This window comes from Halolactibacillus alkaliphilus (assembly GCF_900115465.1).
GTDB lineage: Bacteria > Bacillota > Bacilli > Bacillales > Amphibacillaceae > Halolactibacillus > Halolactibacillus alkaliphilus.
In genome coordinates this window covers 105537-122566 of sequence record NZ_FOWN01000004.1, presented here as the reverse complement: position 1 = coordinate 122566, position 17030 = coordinate 105537, and the positions used below count along the sequence as shown (strand labels likewise).

At 36.8% G+C, this 17030-nt stretch carries 15 protein-coding genes and 1 CRISPR repeat array; of the genes, 5 read left to right on the top strand and 10 right to left on the bottom strand.

Annotated elements, in window-relative coordinates; all coding sequences use genetic code 11:
- Window positions 1-10 precede the first annotated feature (10 nt).
- The 3 genes from cas2 to yaaA all read left to right on the top strand — a co-directional run bounded on the left by cas2 (window position 11) and on the right by yaaA (window position 2369).
- The gene (cas2, locus tag BM163_RS03175; RefSeq protein WP_229675484.1) at window positions 11-337 is read left to right on the top strand and encodes a CRISPR-associated endonuclease Cas2; all 327 of its coding nucleotides are present in this window, start codon (window positions 11-13) and stop codon (window positions 335-337) included.
- Entirely contained in the window at window positions 327-986 is a 660-nt protein-coding gene (csn2, locus tag BM163_RS03170; RefSeq protein WP_170243634.1) for a type II-A CRISPR-associated protein Csn2, read from the top strand. Before cas2 ends, csn2 begins: the two co-directional genes overlap by 11 nt.
- A 110-nt stretch (window positions 987-1096) precedes the next feature.
- Window positions 1097-1594: direct repeats of the CRISPR family, unit length 36 nt; unit sequence GTTTTAGAGCTGTGTTGAATTGAATGATTCCAAAAC.
- 31 nt (window positions 1595-1625) lie between these two features.
- Entirely contained in the window at window positions 1626-2369 is a 744-nt protein-coding gene (yaaA, locus tag BM163_RS03165; protein WP_089800150.1) for a peroxide stress protein YaaA, read from the top strand.
- Window positions 2370-2801: 432 nt separating this feature from the next.
- Here yaaA and BM163_RS03160 read toward each other — a convergent pair whose 3' ends face one another.
- The 8 genes from BM163_RS03160 to BM163_RS03125 all read right to left on the bottom strand — a co-directional run bounded on the left by BM163_RS03160 (window position 2802) and on the right by BM163_RS03125 (window position 11242).
- Window positions 2802-3806, bottom strand: a complete 1005-nt coding sequence (locus BM163_RS03160) for a proton-conducting transporter transmembrane domain-containing protein (protein ID WP_258390156.1) — start codon at window positions 3804-3806, stop codon at window positions 2802-2804.
- A 310-nt stretch (window positions 3807-4116) separates the two neighbouring features.
- Window positions 4117-4713, bottom strand: a complete 597-nt coding sequence (locus BM163_RS14175) for a YesL family protein (RefSeq protein ID WP_170243635.1) — start codon at window positions 4711-4713, stop codon at window positions 4117-4119.
- Window positions 4697-5464 carry a GntR family transcriptional regulator gene (locus BM163_RS03150; RefSeq protein ID WP_089800143.1) on the bottom strand — a complete coding sequence of 256 codons (768 nt, stop codon included), beginning with the start codon at window positions 5462-5464 and terminating at the stop codon, window positions 4697-4699. Before BM163_RS03150 ends, BM163_RS14175 begins: the two co-directional genes overlap by 17 nt.
- A 206-nt stretch (window positions 5465-5670) precedes the next feature.
- Entirely contained in the window at window positions 5671-6504 is an 834-nt protein-coding gene (locus BM163_RS03145; protein WP_089800141.1) for a carbohydrate ABC transporter permease, read from the bottom strand.
- Window position 6505: 1 nt separating this feature from the next.
- A complete protein-coding gene (locus BM163_RS03140) occupies window positions 6506-7417 on the bottom strand; it encodes a carbohydrate ABC transporter permease (RefSeq protein WP_089800139.1) in 912 nt (303 codons plus the stop codon).
- 74 nt (window positions 7418-7491) lie between these two features.
- On the bottom strand, window positions 7492-8784 hold the full coding sequence (locus BM163_RS03135) for an ABC transporter substrate-binding protein (protein WP_089800137.1): 1293 nt from the start codon (window positions 8782-8784) through the stop codon (window positions 7492-7494).
- A 170-nt stretch (window positions 8785-8954) separates the two neighbouring features.
- Window positions 8955-10265, bottom strand: coding sequence for a 6-phospho-beta-glucosidase (locus tag BM163_RS03130; RefSeq protein WP_089800135.1), 1311 nt, complete (start codon window positions 10263-10265; stop codon window positions 8955-8957).
- Window positions 10265-11242 (bottom strand): N-acetylglucosamine kinase, encoded by a 978-nt coding sequence (locus BM163_RS03125; RefSeq protein ID WP_229675482.1) that lies wholly within the window; start codon window positions 11240-11242, stop codon window positions 10265-10267. Before BM163_RS03125 ends, BM163_RS03130 begins: the two co-directional genes overlap by 1 nt.
- Before the next feature lie 399 nt (window positions 11243-11641).
- Between BM163_RS03125 and BM163_RS03120 the strand changes: the two genes are divergently transcribed.
- Entirely contained in the window at window positions 11642-12934 is a 1293-nt protein-coding gene (locus BM163_RS03120; protein ID WP_089800131.1) for a hydroxymethylglutaryl-CoA reductase, degradative, read from the top strand.
- A 264-nt stretch (window positions 12935-13198) separates the two neighbouring features.
- Here the strand turns inward: BM163_RS03120 and BM163_RS03115 are convergent, their stop codons facing one another.
- Window positions 13199-14233: a zinc-binding dehydrogenase gene (locus BM163_RS03115; protein ID WP_089800129.1), complete on the bottom strand. Its 1035-nt coding sequence runs from the start codon at window positions 14231-14233 to the stop codon at window positions 13199-13201.
- Between the two features lie 177 nt (window positions 14234-14410).
- Window positions 14411-15580: a hydroxymethylglutaryl-CoA synthase gene (locus tag BM163_RS03110; protein WP_089800127.1), complete on the bottom strand. Its 1170-nt coding sequence runs from the start codon at window positions 15578-15580 to the stop codon at window positions 14411-14413.
- A gap of 213 nt (window positions 15581-15793) precedes the next feature.
- On the opposite strand from BM163_RS03110, the gene BM163_RS03105 reads away from it, so the two are divergent.
- Window positions 15794-16975 (top strand): acetyl-CoA C-acetyltransferase, encoded by a 1182-nt coding sequence (locus BM163_RS03105; RefSeq protein ID WP_089800125.1) that lies wholly within the window; start codon window positions 15794-15796, stop codon window positions 16973-16975.
- The last annotated feature ends 55 nt before the right edge of the window (window positions 16976-17030 follow it).

The window sequence follows — 17030 nt, the reverse complement described above, 5'->3', positions numbered from 1 at the left end:
TTATCGCTATATGCGTATGATTCTAATGTTTGATATGCCAACGGAAACCGCAGATGAACGAAAGCTATACCGTAAATTTAGGAAGTTTTTATTAGACGAAGGATTTATCATGCATCAATTCTCTGTTTACAGTAAAATACTATTAAACGGTACGGCAAAAGCGGGAATGGTCGCTCGCTTAGATAAGCATGCACCGAAGTCCGGTTTAATTACATTATTAACTGTAACGGAAAAGCAATTTGCCAAAATGATTTACTTAAGTGGTGAAAGAGATAGTTCTATCGCTAATACAGATCAACGCATTGTCTTTTTAGGAGATGATTATGATGAAACTTAATTATCCGATATTTGATGAATCTATTACGTTGGAAGAATCACCGATATTAGTTTTAGACAATGCGACGTTGTTTGCAGATTTTGTCCAAGCGATTTTTAATTATGAAGACAGCCCTTTAAAGCTATATGACCAAAGTTATCAGTCGTTAAAAGCATCGGAACTACTGGTTATAACGGATATTTTAGGATTCGAATTAAATTCAGCCACAATTTTAAAGCACATATATACAGATCTTGAATCACAATTAAATGATGAGCCAATGGTCAAAACAGAATTAGAAAAGCTGATGATGTCCATTAATGACATCATCAGCGATCAATTACTAGAGCATGACTTAGATATTCAAACAACAGATATTACTTTTCCAGCATTATTTAAAGCCTTAAATATAAAAATCAATAATCAAGCGGCATCCATTAATGATAAAATCGCAGATATCATTCAACTATTTAAATATCAATCAAGAAAAAAGCTATTGGTCTTAGTTAATGCATGCTCATATTTAACAAAAGATCAAGTAGAGGAAACGCGTAATTATTTATCACTAAATAATGTTACCGCACTGTTTATTGAACCTAGAACGGTGAAAGGTTTTTGGCAATATATATTAGATGAAGACTATTATCTTACTTATGAAAATGTGCTATAATTGTAAAAAATGGGCCTTGAAAATTTAATATGCAAAAATAAAACATTCAATTCTGAAGTCTTGCCATGGGCGAATAGCGCGATTACGAGATCTCAATTTTATTCTACGAGGTTTTAGAGCTGTGTTGAATTGAATGATTCCAAAACTAACTGTGATTTGGTTAAAGCATCAAAGGAGTTTTAGAGCTGTGTTGAATTGAATGATTCCAAAACCTCTGTAGCAACACCTTTTCCTTGGAATGTGTTTTAGAGCTGTGTTGAATTGAATGATTCCAAAACACTTGGAAATACAGCTATTGATCTTCACATGTTTTAGAGCTGTGTTGAATTGAATGATTCCAAAACAGTATAACAAAGACCAAGTGGAGCATTTAAGTTTTAGAGCTGTGTTGAATTGAATGATTCCAAAACAAGAAGAATAAAGATTTAATAAAAGCGAGAGTTTTAGAGCTGTGTTGAATTGAATGATTCCAAAACTTTTGGTAATCCTTCTGATTTTTTTCAAGTGTTTTAGAGCTGTGTTGAATTGAATGATTCCAAAACAGTTAATTATGCACGATACATGCTCGTCTTGTTTTAGAGCTGTGTTGAATTGAATGATTCCAAAATAAAAGTTTCAAAAAAGGGGAGGGGGAGTAGTATGCGTATAATTATTTCACCAGCAAAGAAAATGAAAATTGATACTGATGCATTTACGTATGAACAATTTCCGCAATTTCTTGAACAAACGAAAGAATTGTTAGCGCATTTACAAACACTTAGTTATGATGAGTTAAAAAAGATCTGGAAAGCTAGTGATAAAATATCGACAGAAAATTATGAACGCATTCAACATATGGATTTAGAATCAAATCTAACACCGGCGATTTTATCGTATGAAGGTATTCAATATCAACATATGGGGCCAGGTGTGTTTGAGCAGCAACAATTCGATTACTTACAAGAGCATTTGAGGATTCTGTCGGGGTTTTATGGTGTTTTAAGGCCATTTGACGGCGTGACGCCATATCGGCTTGAAATGCAAGCAAAACTGCATGACGATACATATAAATCAGTGTATCATTTTTGGTCTGATCAATTAGCAAAACAGTTATTTAGTGAGACAGATACGATCATTAATTTAGCATCTAAAGAATATAGTCAAACAATTACGAAGTATAACGAGTCAGCTCGTATTATAACGTGCGTATTTGGCGAATTAAATAATGATAAAGTTAAAGAAAAAGGCACATTAGTCAAGATGGCGCGTGGTGAAATGGTCAGATTTATGGCTGAACACCAAATGACTGCTGTTGACGCTATTAAAGGATTTGATCGACTGAACTTTAGCTTTAGTAAAGAACATTCATCAGATGAAACATTTGTATTTATTAAACAAGACTGAGTAACATATTAATTGATTACGTAAAATGAAAGATTTTAACGCGCGTCTTAAATAAAGATTTTTCATTCTGTCTCTCTATCTCAAGTATACTTTGTTTATGAGATAAGAGGCATTCTTTTTAATGTGACTTCCTATAATATATATTATGTAAACTAGATTAAAATTATAAATAAAGTTAGTCTCTATTTATAATCCTCTTATATAACCCACACATTCATTTATGTAATTTAGTATGAATAGTTATTAATATCTCACACTAGTATTTCGGCTACTAACTAGCATGAGATATCGAATATTTTTATTTTAGATAAAATAGTTTGAATGTAGACTTTTACTATTAATGATCTATAAATATAAAAACTTAACTAAGACTATTAGCTAGATAATCCCTCTTATATATTTTGATTTGGAAGTTAAAATTCAACTGCCCTTTTAGACATAGTTTAACAAGAGTGTAATGATTACTAAAAGCATAGTCCCATAGATAAAAACATCAGAATTTGAGATGAACTGCTCGATCATATCAAGCGCTCGCTTGATAGATTGTCCGGACTTTTCATATATTGGAGTATAAAAGTCACTCTCTGGATCAAATTGTTTTGGTAAGTGTAAGTGAAACAAGTTGTATTTCATTCCAACCCAATAGATTAATAAACCTAGTCCATATACGGTAATCATTCCACTTAAATCAACTACATTAAAGAATGTCATGTCACCTAAATAATTATTAATAAAATAGTTATCATAACTCAATTGATGAGCTGCTGGAATAATAAATAAATCCATTAATACATTTGGAAATATACCAATAATAATAAAGAATGCTAAGATAGCCATTGCTAAAGTACCGAAACCGTAAGTTTCTTTAACGTGTCTATATTTATCGTTTGAGTAACCTAAGAAAACTTTAGAGTACAACTTTATAAATGATGCAGCTGTTCCTGCACTGACTAAAGTAAACATATATTCTGCATAACGGAAAACTGGATGACCGTATTCATAAGACTCAATAATTGCATGATGTAGTATAGATTTACTAGCAAAACCATTAAAGAATGGCATACCGGTAATGCCTAGTACAGCAATTAATCCAACGGCTGCAGTGAAAGGCATTTGTTTATAAAGCCCACCTAATCGGTACATGTTTTTTTCTTTTGTTTTGAAAAATACAGCTGCTGCAACCATAAATAGTAAAGCTTTAAATAATCCGTGGTTAATCATATGATATAAAGCACCTGCAAATCCCATAGCCCCTTCAAAGCCAAGATAAGCTGCTACACCTATCCCCATTATTACATATCCCATTTGACTTACACTATGATATGCGAGCATTCTAACTATTTTTTCTTGTTCAAGCGCTACAATCACACCGACAATCATCGTTATAATGCCTAGCCATATGACTATCATGCCTACATTTTCAAGTGTAATAATCACTGCATCAGTATGTATAGATGACTTTTTATCAGTTGAATTAATTACAGATACAAATAATCTTAAAATACCATACAATTGTACCGCTGTTTGCCTAGCTATTAACCATTACTTTAGGGGATTAGGCTTTACATCGAGCATCAGGCATGATAGCTCCGTATGGAAGAGCTGACATGTACTCAGCTCGTTTTCTGACGAAAGAACCATGCTCGAAGAGGCTCGATGTCAAGCCGCGTTAATTTCTAGGGATGTCACGGATAAATCCACATTTTGCTTGCGGGAAAACAGGGTTAGAATTATGCATGTAGTTGGTTCAATAGTTATTCTTTATAACTCTGTTCTCTACTTTTTCAAAAGAGTAATGGCAATTATTGTAAATTAATTGAATTGTTATACTTCCACTTATTAACATCATCATAGGATAACTGTTAACAATTATAAGAGAAGCTAATAAGATCATTGCTGATTTTAAAGTTGTTCCTAACTGACTGTAACCAAAAATGATTGAAAATTTAATGATGTTTATACCTTTAGTTTTATAGTGAACTAGAACCGGGATTAAATATATAGAAGCTAAAAAATATGAAATTAACAGGGTAATTATTAATGGTAAAAGAATCGTTATTTGATTTTCTAGAAAGAAATAAAAGTAGAAAGATAATATAATTATGGTAATTAACCAACTATAGCTAAGTAACATACTTTTTTTGAAAAAGTGTGTAAAATAGTTAAAAAAAACGGGAATGGAGAAAGAATCGCTTTGTCCTGTTCTCCATTCCCTTGCCATTGCAAATGTTGCTGTTGTTGAGGCGGGTACTGTAATTATTGGTAGGCAAAATAAAATCCAGGTCATATTAAGAAAAAAGAATTTTGTTACTGCATCTAATAACCTATTATTGATTAGATTCACCAATATCACTCTTTTCAATTTTTTTATATAAGCGTTCAATCGTGAATTTTGAGCGGTCACCTCTAAAAATACTTTCACAATATTCAATGGGCTGTTGAGTAATATCATAGGTTGTTGTTTCTAATGATAAAACTGGGGAGCCAACCTCAACGTCCAGAATATCACTCACGTGCTCATTTATTAAAACAGGCTCTATTTTTTCTATTGACCGATGAATAACTAGTTTGTACTTCTCTTCTAACACCTTAAATAAAGACTGCTCGCACGCAGATTTTTCATTAATTAGTCCAGGTGCATGTTTCCAAGGTATAAAGGCTATTTCATATTGAAGCGGCTCTTGGTCCGCATAGCGAACTCTTACGAGACGATTAACGGGATCTTTATACTTTAAATCTAATTTCTTAGAAAGTTTCTCTGTTGCCTCAATAACGCTTAACTCAATGACTTTTGTTCTTGCTACATAGCCTTGCTCAGCCATTTGATCTGTAAACTTTTTATGAGCGGCTGTAAGTGATTGTTGTACTTTTGGTGTTGATACAAAGGTCCCCTTACCTTGCTCTTTATAGATATACCCCTCAGCTACTAGTTGTTGTAGAGCAATTCTCACGGTAGTCCTACTGACCTTATGCATCTCACACAATGCCTGCTCAGTCGGTAATTTATCTCCGGGGATATATTTCCCAGAATCTATATTTTCGATAATGTTTCTTTTGATGTTGTGATATAATAATTTGCTTTTTTTCTCTAGCATGATTACTTTCCTCCAAACTGCCTCTCAATCTAGATAGGATTGATTTAACTATCTACTCTATCATAATTGTACTAAATCAGTTATTAAAAAGAAACAGCTTGTTCTGATGTGCTTTTTAAATTTTTTGAAAAACTGGCGTTAAACTATAATAGTCATCAACGAGTATTTTGAGAAAAGGGTTATTAGCTGAGTTAAAAATGATTAGTTTAATTTTTGACAGCCCCTTTAACTATACTATCAATAAAAAATTTATTAAAAATTAAAAAGATTAAAACTAGAGGTACGGTTGCCCAAAAAGTACCAGACATAATCATTCCATAATCTCTTACGTAGGTGTCATTCAATGAACGTATAGCAATTTGAAGTGTATGAACAGACTGATCTTTAAGCACAATTAAAGGCCAAAGGAAATCATTCCAAACCCCCATATAAGTTATAATCCCCAATGTTGCAAATGCTGGAAGGATTAAGGGAATAACGATTTGAAAATAGATTCGTATTTGAGAACAGCCATCCATTTTACCAGCTTCAATTAATTCGTTTGGAATGGCCTCTTTAATGTATTGCCTCATCCAAAATATACCGAAAGCACTAACCATCCCAGGAACAATAACTGCTTTAAGTTCATTTAACCATCCCAATTTTGTAATAATAACATAAGACGGTATTAACCCTAACTGTGGCGGGATCATCATGGTCGTTAATATGGCGATGAATAAAATCTTTTTACCTTTAAATTCAAGTTTAGCAAAAGCATAACCAGCTAGAGAGCAAAATAATAAGGTCGCTAATGTAATGGATGTTGATACAATTATAGAATTCCATAAAGCACCAAAGAAATCTATGTTAGCTAAAACATTTTTAAAATTATCTACTAGCATATTTCCTGGAAGAAATGCAGGTGGAACCGAGTTAACAACATGATTTGGATTAGTCGAGATTATGAACATCCAATAAAAAGGGAATAAAGCAATCAGTGCCCCCCCCATTAAAAGTGCGTATAAAATAGTTTTATATATCAAATCTTTTGTATTTTTCATACTAACTCACCTTCTTTCTGGAATTGCCAAGTCGATTTGCAATTAAAAGATTTGTAACTGACATTACAATAATAACAAAGAATAAGATGACTGCAGTAGCTGAAGCTGTTCCAAAAGCATTGTTTGAAAACGCCTCTCGATACAGATATAGTACAACTGTTACACCTTCTTCTCGTAATGTAGTACCTATAAATACAAGAGGTTCTGTGAATAACTGCAAAGAGCCTATAGTTGAGATAAATACGGTGAAAATAATCACTGGCTTCATCATAGGTATAGTAATATGCATAATTTGTTGGCGTACAGAAGCACCATCAATTTTAGCTGCTTCGTATAAGTCTTGAGATATACTTTGAAGTCCAGCTAAATAAATAATGGTATTGTAACCTACCCAACGCCAAAAAATCATGGCAGATATAGCCCACTTGACCCCCCATTCAGATGTTCCCCAATTCACTGGTTCAAATCCAAAAAGCCCGATGAAACTATTGACTAACCCTGTAGATGAGTTAGTAAACAAAGTACCAAAAACAACGGCTACTGCTACAATCGACGTAACATTAGGTAAAAAGAAGGAAACTCTGAAAAACCCCTTCATTTTTACATAGGTTGAGTTTAGTGCAAAAGCCAATAAAAATGCGATAATTAATTGTGGTAAGGTACTCATTAATGCAATGACAAATGTATTATACATTGCCTTCCAAAAAAAGGGGTCTGCTAATACAAGTTCGAAATTTCGCAAACCAACAAACTCCATTTCTCCAAGGCCATTCCATCTTTGAAATGAAAGGTAAAAGCTAAATATAATTGGAAATAAACCAAAGATTGAAAATAAAATGAAAAATGGTGAAATAAAGGCATAGCCGTACAGGGAGTCTTTTTTCTTTTCTTTAATTGACTTAATGCGCTTCATGTTTAAAACTCCTTATTTACCCATATGAGGTTAACATGAGTGTCGCTAACCCCATATGGTTTATTTACGTTAATTTATTGTCTATCTAATTGAGCCTTCATTCTTTTAATGGCATCTTCCCATTCTTTTTCAGGATCTCCTCCTTCATTAAGAACGTTATCTAATGCTACAATAATTTCATTATTCGCAATAGAATGATTAGGTCCAAGGTAGACACTTTTAACTTGCTCGGCAGCCTCAGCATAAATTTCTGCCGTATTTATACCGCCAAAGTACTCATCGCTATACTCTAAAAATCCGGGTTGCTCATATGTTTCGGGTGTTGAGGGGAATAATCCCATACTCTCGAATGATTTCAATTGATTTTCACTTGATGTTAACCATTCCATGAATTTATAGGCTTCTTCGGGATGTTCGCTTTGGCTAGGAATTGCCAAATATGAGCCGCCCCAATTACCTGCTCCTTCGGGCAAAGTCATAATTGACCACATACCTGATGCATCAGGTGCATTCCCTTTAACAACACCTAGCATCCATGACGGTGCAAGCAGTGTTGCGAAGCTACCTTCATCCATTGCTGTCCCCCATTCTGGTGTCCACGCTGCAATATCTCCTACTACGCCATCTGCTACTAAAGTCACTGTGTAGTCATAGGCTTCTTTAATATAAGGTGAACTTTCAATAATTAATTCGTTATCAGTATTGAAGTATTGCTCCGGTGCTTGGTCACGAAGAGCATTATATAATTGTGTAACACTGTCAGTAACTGGTTTTCCAGTACTTTCAGTAATTATTTTTGCCTGTTTTCTAAAGTCCTCCCATGTTTCGAAGAGTTTAGCCGCTTGTTCTGGATCAGAAGGTAATCCTGCTTCTTCAAAAACATCAGTCCGATAAACCATAGCAGTTGGACCAATATCTGTTGGGAGCCCAATTAAGTAGTCTTCGTCTACTATCTCTCCGACATCCCACTTCCAATCTAAAAAGCTATCTTTAATATCTTTTGCACCAAAGTCAAATAAATTATAAAATCGATCTGGAACTTCTTTGTACTGTTCAATAAAGCCTAATTCAATCATTGTGATATCTGGAGCGCCGCTTCCGGCTGATATCGTTGTAAATAAACTATCGTGATGATCTGCAAGAGCTGCATTTTGTAAAGTAATAGCTACATGCTCGTTCATGCTCTCATATTCCTCAATTAATTCATCGTAACCCGTACTACCGAATGCCCAAAACGTAAGCTCCACTTTTTCAGGGGAATCATCTTGATTAACGGATGAACTCCCACTGCTTTCTTGCCCATTGTTGCATGCTGTTAAGAAAAACGTGAGTACTAAAGTTATGAATAAATATAAATTTTTTTTCATTTTAATCACCTCATATTTTTTGTTACCGCTTTTACATTAAAAAGCGGGCGAATTATATAAAGAAAAAACACTGAATTTACTTTTATGCTTTACTAATCATAGATATAATTTTGATGTCATTTACTACTTTTAAATTTCTTAGTACATTAGTCGTTCTCATTTCTTTATTATTAATGGAATTGGGGTAAAAAATTTGCGTTCTCATACAGTATATCTTTAAATATTTGTTTGGCCTTAGTAACATCACCAACCAGTGGATGTATCGTTAACGCCTGTAATCCGGCCTCATAGTTTCCCTCGGCAGCCGATTTAACAGTAAGTTCCTCATAAGCTTTTACAACTTGCATTAAGCCTTTTATATGTGGCTCAATCGGTGTACTAATTTGAATAGGGTGAGCCCCATTCGAATCGATCATGCAATTTACTTCAACAGATACATCAGAGGGTAAGAAAGGAATTATACCGTTATTTTTAACATTAACAATGTGTGTATCTCCTTTATTACAATATATTGATGTAATTAATTGAATAGCTGCTTCTGAGTAATAAGCGCCACCTCGATTTTCTAATTCCTTTGGTTTATCTTGCAATTCAGGATCTTTATATTTCTCAAAAAGAGACTTTTCCACCTCCATAACCACTTTAGCTCGATTTCCATCAATAGCGACTTTCTTTTTTTGGTCTTCCAGCATTTTATCTTTCATATAATAATAGCGATGATAAGCGCAAGGAAGGGCTTTAAGTGATTTCAGGAAAGCTCTATCCCATTCTAGATTGGGAATATTTCTAACTTGTAATTCACTTTCTCTAGAATTATTTAAAATATCGGTTGTTACATTTGTTTTTTTCACCATAATCTTAGTGGTCCAGTTTAAATGATTGATACCTACCATTTCTAGTTGAACATCTTTTAATTCGACATCATACCAATCTGCGACCTGCATTTTGGTGCCAATTGGAAGATTACATAAGCCGATTGTTTTTACATTGGTATACTTAATTACAGCTTCTGTGACAATACCTGCTGGGTTAGTGAAGTTTAATAGAAAAGCTTCTGGAGCTAACTCTTCTATATCTTTACATATATCTAATATCACAGGCACAGTTCTAAGAGCTTTAGCGAACCCACCCGCTCCGGTTGTTTCTTGTCCTATACAGTTGTATCGCAGTGGAATCATTTCGTCTTTACTTCTTGCTTCAAGCATGCCAACTCTTATCTGGGTTGTAATAAAATCAGCATCCTTAATAGCTATGCGACGATCATAGGTGAGGTGGACATTGATAGGAATATCATATTTCTTAATCATGCGCTTAGCTAAATTTCCGATTATTTCTAACTTTTCTCCTCCTTCCTCTATGTCAACTAAGTAAAGATCTTTTACTGGTAGCATGGGATAAGCCTGAATTAATCCCTCTATTAATTCAGGTGTATATGATGAACCCCCACCAATGACAACAATTTTCAGGTCTTTTTTTTTCATTAAATCGCTCCCATTCTTAATTTTTCTTCAATTTTTGAAGAGGTAATATCAATATTGCATTGGTCCATCGCCAACATGACAGCACCGTATACAGGATCTAAAGTTGGGATGATTAATTCATAATGCTGAACATCTTTTTCAATTGTACTTTTCAAACTATTCATTAAAAACGGATTTCTTCCTTTTTGTAATATACTCCCTACTAATACAATAGGGATCTTGTTCTTTGGTTGACCTTGTAGATTTAATCGTTTTATAACGGATAATGCTGCTAAGCCAAGTTCATGACCAGAATCGCTTAAGATATTGCGGGCAACTTGGTCCCCTGAATTTGCAGCTTGATGAACGATTTCAGCTAAACTTGCTGGTATATCTGAGATGTTATTATCTAAGTAATGATCTAACAGGGCTTCAACGGAATTAAAACCGAGATATTCAGGAATGTGTTTGGTCAATACTGTTTCTTGTTCTCTCTTTTCATACGATCGAATCATTCGTCTAAATGCATCTTCTGAGATGTGTGTTCCACCTGAACTATCCCCATAAAGGTAACCAAACCCGCCCGTTTGAACCTCCAATCCATGAATATTCCTACCAGCAGCATTTGTACCGGTGCCGCAAACTAAAACAACGCCTGTATGGTTATCGCTACCGAGCCTCAAGCCTTCTAAAGTATCGCAAACGACATCCCATTTTTTAAATGGTAATGTTTCTAACGCACCTCTAATAATTCTAAAATCTTCAGCCCGATCGGCGCCTGCTAATCCATATTGGACAAATGAAATGTCAGATTTTTCGAGGTGAGCTGAGCTAAGAGCTGAGTTGATAGCGGTTTCAATTTCTGAAAGGGCACAATCCATACCACATAACTGATGATTTGCTGGTCCAGATTTCCCCTCACCTAAAACAACGCCTTCTTTGTTAACAACAATAGCTTGAGTTTTTGTGCCACCACCATCAACACCTAGAAAGTACATAATACCTCCTCCTTTTTTATAAAGATTTTTAAAAGACTTAGTATACTGCTTCTTTTGTAAAGAAAATGGTTTTCTAACTCTTTTTGTGAATATTTGTTATAACAATGATTAAACTTGTTACAACAACATGATAACAATTGTTACAACAAGTTGTCAATGCTATTTATGTTTTTTCTTTTTTTAGGTACACTCTTTATTATGTAACGTGTTATGTGAATGCTTTAATAGCAAGTATTATCGTGATATTAATAGCTTAGAAATGACTGAATATAAAAGTGCTTTTATAGATTTTTATATAAAATAGACTCACCACAGCATCAATCAGAGTATCGTCAGTAATAGTATTAAAATTGTGATATAATCCAGTTAGATTTTAAATATATAGGGAGGTATTTTTAAATGTCATCACCTTTAGATAAATTTTATAAAAAATCGATTAATGAACGTATTCAAAGCTTAATGAGTGCTGGCTTTATTGAACATGAGCATATCAGTAACTTTAAACAGTCTTTTTCTCTTCCTGAAGGTGTGAGTAATCACATGGTCGAAAACGTCGTTGGTACCTATCAATTGCCTTTAGGATTAGGTATGAACTTTTTAATTAACGGCAAAGACTATTTAGTGCCAATGGCAACAGAAGAACCGTCTGTTATCGCCGCTGCAAGTTTTGGTGCTAAAACTGTGCGTGCGGGTGGTGGATTTACGACAACACAAGAAAAACGGTGGATGATTGGTCAGGTCATTCTAAAGAATGTTGAAGACAGTGAAGCGATGAAAGAAAAAGTCTTAGAACATTATGATGACTTAGTGGAACGTGCTCATGCCGCTCACCCATCGATTGTGAAGCGTGGTGGTGGTGTGAAAGACATAGACGTACGAATCATTGAAAGTAATCCAGAAGAACATACACCAGAATTTTTTGTTGTACATTTATATGTAGATACAAAAGAAGCGATGGGCGCAAATATTGTCAATACGATGGCGGAAGCGATTAAAGATGCGCTCGAGATTATTACTGGTGGCAATGCCTTAATGGGGATTTTATCAAACTATGCGACCGAAGCCCTTGTGACCGCTTCATTTCGGTTAGCCCCCTCCCTCCTATCACGTAGCGGTTTAGAAGGCACCGAAGTACGTGACAGGATTGTGGAAGCGTCACAAATTGCAAGTGTCGATCCTTACCGGGCTGTCACCCATAACAAAGGGATCATGAACGGGGTTGAGGCTGCGGTACTCGCGACCGGTAACGATACCCGGGCGACATCTGCCGGAATTCACGCCTATGCGAGTCAGTCAGGTCAATACCGCTCGTTATCGAAGTACTATGTTGATGAACACGGGTACCTAGTAGGAACTCTTACGATTCCACTTGCGATTGGGACTGTTGGTGGCTCGATTTCGATTCATCCAGGGGCACAGTTCACTCAACATATTTTAGGTGACCCTGATGCCAAGACATTAGCGGGTATTGTCTGTGCAGTTGGTCTCGCGCAAAACTTCTCTGCTTTGCGTGCCCTTGTCACAGACGGCATTCAGCGCGGACATATGGCCCTGCAAGCAAAATCTCTGGCGATGACGGCTGGCGCGGTTGGTGTTGAGATTGATGTCATTAGTCGTAAGTTAAGACGGTCGCAGCCAATGAACTTAACGCAAGCGGAAGCCTTACTTGAAGAGTACCGAAATCAGTCATGACGAAAGACCAACCTTGGAGTTACGGAGGAACATGCGATTGACTTTGCTCACATTGACTAAGAGTTATTAGACCCCTTCTATTCTTTACTGGTTCACAGACGAGCTATCTTATTAAAGAAGACATAAGTAAGGCGACGATTGAAAAGTTGGAATCGAAAGAGCTGACGCTAATTCGATCTGTCTCATTAACGAAGCAACGTCCATAACAATCAAAAGCGCACCGCTACTCAGTCAATGAGTAGTTGTGCGCTTTTTAATTAATTGTTACGGGATTAAGACCACTTTTCCGAGCTTGCCTTTTTCCTTAAAATAAAGTTGAGCATCCCTGGCATCTTTTAAATCAAAGCTGCGGTCAATGACGGGTTTTACTTGTCCTTTTGCTACCGCTTGAAGTAATTGCTTAAACTCAGCTACCGTGCCAAGGACGGAACCATATGCTGTGATGTGTTTAAGGTAGAGCGTTCTGAAATCAAGTTGAGTCATCTGTCCCCCACTTGAGCCGGAAATACAAAACTTCCCGCCTTTCTTTAAGACAGTTAGTGACGTTTCAAATAAAGCATCACCGACAACATCAAGTACGGAGTCAACAGGTCCTCCGTTGACAGCTAAAATGTCATCAACTAAGCTGTCTGATTTATACGATAACACGTGAGTTGCACCGAGCGCTTTTAATTGATCAGTAAGTGCTAAATCACCAACAAGGGCGATGACCTTTGCCCCGTGTACGTTCGCAGCAATTTGAACATTCAGTGAACCAACGCCCCCATTAGCGCCCGTGACGAGAATTGTCTCCTCTTTGTTCGGTTGGATTTGTTCCACCATGTGCCAAGCTGTTAGACCGCTGACACTAAAGACCGCACTTTCAGTAAAGTCTGGTAGTGGCATGTCAAAACAAAGTTCCGGCGGCCAAACAACATATTCGGCATAACCCCCATCATATTCTGAACCGATAAAGGACATATCATCTGAAATATGTTCCAGTCCCGCTTCGCCGCTTGAAGTAAACGGGAATAAAACAACCGCTTTACCTAAAATTGATTGATCGACGCCCTCACCTGTTTCCACCACTTCACCGGTAATATCTGAACCTGGAATCCGCGGGAAAGTGACACCTTCGGGTCGCCAGCCAGATTTCTCTCCGGCACCATACGCCCCTTCGCGCATCCAGATTTCCGTGTTGTTGATGGCACAGGCTTTTACTTTAATTAAGACGTCACCTTTTTTTGGAGCTGGTATCGGTCTTTCAACGACTTCTAATTGATCAACATCACCATAACCATTTACTTGAACTGCTTTCATACAACCGCCTCCTCTGTTTAAAAGACTAACAGAGACTAACCAAATTTTAAAGTTATATGCGTAAGTGAATATAGGCACTACAAAGGGGGACGCTTTTTCCTTTTCGCGCTAAAATGTATGATGATTTACGCCTTGAAAGACAAAAAGTCCAGAGGACTGACCTCTGGACTTTAAATATTACGCTTGACGTTTATATTGACGCATGTGTTCCGTCACACCCGTAAAGACAAAAGGTGCGGGGTCATTTGTTGTATCAACCGTGTAATCTTTTTCTCCGACTGGGAGTTTTTCTTCAAAAATTTGTTCATATTCATCAACGGTAAGTGCCGTTCGGTTCTTTAACATCGCTGTATGGTGGATAGTATTTAAATATTGTTCATAACCAGGTACTAAAACACCGGTAAAGAATTCTCCTACAGAACCCGACCCGTAGCTAAAGAGACCAATCCGGTTACCTGCTTCTAATGTTTGACTATTTTCAAGGAGTGACACAAGCGATAAGTAAAGAGAACCGGTGTAAATGTTCCCAACAATTGCGTTGTAATATTTACTAATATCAAAACCACTCAGTAAACGCTCTTGGTCTGTTGACTCTACCGCTTCAACAGACTTTCTCAGTGCCTTTAAGCCCATTTTTGTATACGGTAAGTGGAACAGTAACGCATCAAAGTCTTTTAATGAGCGGTTTGTTTTCTCGTTATAACGCGCTAATAAGTCTAAGAAAAAGTTAATATATTGATCCACTGAGAATTTCCCTTGCACAAAAGCCGTCTCAGAATAAAGCGGACGCCAAAAGTCCATCGCTTCTTCTGTCTTATAGACACTGGTTGGTTCGATAGAAAGAATCTTCGGATCTTTTGCGACAACAAAGGCAACAGCTCCGGCACCTTGCGTGATTTCACCGGCGGTGTTTAATCCGTAACGAGAAATATCACTTGCAAGAACGAGTACTTTACTGTTAGGATTCAGTGCAATATGTCCACGCGCGGCTTGAAGCCCTGCGGTTGCGCTGTAGCATGCTTGTTTCATTTCAACTGCACGTGTATAAGATGGTAAACCTAATAAATCATGAACATATGTTGAAGCAGCTTTAGAATGATCAATACCTGATTCCGTCGCGAAAATAACGTAATCAATCGCTTGTTTATCTTCTTCTGTTAAGATAGACAAAGCTGCATTGGCCGCAAGTGTCACCGCATCTTGAGATGCTGGTGCGACGGCCATTTTTTCTTGGCCAATCCCAATCGTGAATTTTTCTGGTTCTACCCCGCGCTTAACAGCTAAATCTTTTGTTTCCACATACAGATGCGGGACAAAGAAACCAATTTTATCAATCCCTATATTCATATGTTTTACACCCTCTTTTCTTCTCTATTCGTTGTTTTTCATATCGTGGTGTTTGATTTAACACCAATCCCCAATACCTACTATAACATTTTTTGATCAAAATCATGTAGATTAATTTCACAATTTGTTATACTAATGTAGTCCTACTATAGCAAATTCCTCTTTAGTTTGTCATTTAGTATGACTAAATTATTAATAAGGAAGTGATGATTGATGAATGACGTCGTCATTGTCAGTGCCGTTAGAACCCCGATTGGTAAGTTCGGTGGCAGCTTTAAAGCTACCTCAGCACGTACACTTGGTACCATTACGGTAAAAGAAGCGTTAACACGCGCTAATTTAACGCCTGATCAGGTCGATACCGTGATTTTTGGTAACGTCTTACAAGCAGGAACGGGTCAAAACGTTGCCCGGCAAATTGCGATTGATGCGGGTATTCCCTATGAAGTTCCTGCGATGACGATTAACGAAGTATGCGGGTCAGGTTTAAAGTCTGTGATTTTAGGTAAACAACAAATTCAACTCGGTGAAGCGGATATCGTTGTCGTCGGTGGAACAGAAAATATGAGTATGACCCCCCATCTGATTCATCAGTATCGCTGGGATAAAACAACCGAAGGTAAAAAACCTATCGACGTGATGATTCATGACGGTTTAACTGATGCCTTTAGTTCGGTCCATATGGGCATTACCGCTGAAAATGTCGCCGAAAAATATCATGTTACCCGAGAAGAACAAGACGCGTTTGCTCTCTCTTCACAGATGAAAGCAAAACAAGCCCAAAGAAGTGGTCGTTTTGATGATGAAATTGTCCCCGTTACTGTGAAGAATGATGCTGGCGAAGTGATGCACGTTACACAAGATGAGTACCCGCGTCCACAAGTGACGCATGACGATTTAGCCAAACTAAAAACGCCGTTTAAAGAAAACGGCACCGTAACAGCAGGTAATGCGTCTGGTATTAATGACGGCGCCGCAAGCTTGGTCTTAATGAGTAAACAAAAAGCACAAGCTTTAGGCATTCCTTACTTAGCTGAAATTAAAGCGGATGCTGAAATTGGAATGGATCCACAATTCATGGGCTATACCCCGTATTACTCAACGAAAAAGTTAGCTGAGAAAGCCAAAATTGATTTAAATACCGTTGATTTATTTGAATTGAACGAAGCGTTTGCCGCGCAAAGTATTCCAGTCGTTAGAGACTTAGGGATTGATTCTGAGCGTGTAAACGTTAACGGTGGCGCGATTGCTTTAGGTCATCCGATTGGTGCCAGTGGTGCCCGTATTTTAGTCACCCTGCTGCATGAATTAACGAAACGTGAAGCAAAAACCGGTATTGCTGGTCTTTGTGTTGGCGGGGGTATTGGGATTTCTATGCTTGTTGAACGTGACTAAAGCTAAAAGATAAAACCATAAGCGACGGCTCAATCTAGATGCGTCGCTTTCATTC